Consider the following 923-nt stretch of genomic DNA (forward strand, 5'->3'; position numbering starts at 1 on the left):
CAATATTTTCTCAACTTCTTCAATTTCTAAGCCTGCTCTAAATGCGCCATCCATTGCTTGCATGACTTGATCAATAGTGGCTCCATAATCAGTGACATGCTTTTCTATAATACGCATAATGTGCTCTTCACCAGCTTTCATGCCATCTAAACCTTCATCAGCATAAGCTACTTTTGTTAAACCACGCACAGAGCGCTCATAATCCATGCGTTTATTAATAGGATTCATTGCTAAATTAGAGGCTGTATAAAGACCTGCACCAATCGCACCTGCCACTTGAGCGCCACGCATGACTTTTTGACCTTTTGAAAGGCGCTCACTTTTGCCCATCTCGGCATTCAATTCACGAATCTTTTTAAGCTCTGCATTTTTGGCTCGTGCGAGTTGTTCGCTGCTTAACTTTCCTGAACGTGCTAATTGATGATATGCACGTTGAGTACGTAAAATTTCAGCCTGAATTTCACGTTCACCACGAATACCAAGCATTTTTCGCTGTCGTTCGTTATTAGTTAAAGCTTTGCCTTCGCGCTTTAATTTTTGATACATCTGATAAACAGGGCGAGAGGCTCGGTCTGTTGCTGTAAGAGTTAAATTGTGTTCTGTACTTTTAGCCATAAAAAAAGCCCTATATTCATTCGATAATAGGGCTTAGGTTACGCGCGCGCGATGATTATTTAGAGATGCTAGATTTCAGGGTTTGAGTAATTTACTTTGTCTCTAAATTCACAATAGGATGAAACAAACTTATCTTTTCCCTCTGAAACAATTTTAGAACTAAATCCTACAAATTTCCCTTCATACTCATCAAATACTTTCAAATATGATGCCATAGCCTCTTGATATTGATAGTCAAAACTTTCAACTAATTTATCAGTATCTTTGACAGTGTTTGTAGATATATGTGCAAATATAGCAGCACAAAT

General features: G+C 38.1%; 1 protein-coding gene and 1 pseudogene. Both read right to left on the reverse strand.

Translation table 11 applies throughout. The annotated features are described in order from the left end of the window. Positions 1-615 (reverse strand): annotated as a pseudogene (locus tag BZK14_RS12995) (hypothetical protein); the annotation flags it as partial. A gap of 68 nt (positions 616-683) precedes the next feature. Next, the coding region (locus tag BZK14_RS13435; RefSeq protein ID WP_171973746.1) for a hypothetical protein at positions 684-923 on the reverse strand (240 nt) is incomplete at its 5' end.

Origin of the sequence: Wohlfahrtiimonas larvae, assembly GCF_002006755.1 — a bacterium.
In the GTDB taxonomy this organism is placed as follows: Bacteria; Pseudomonadota; Gammaproteobacteria; order Cardiobacteriales; family Wohlfahrtiimonadaceae; genus Wohlfahrtiimonas; species Wohlfahrtiimonas larvae.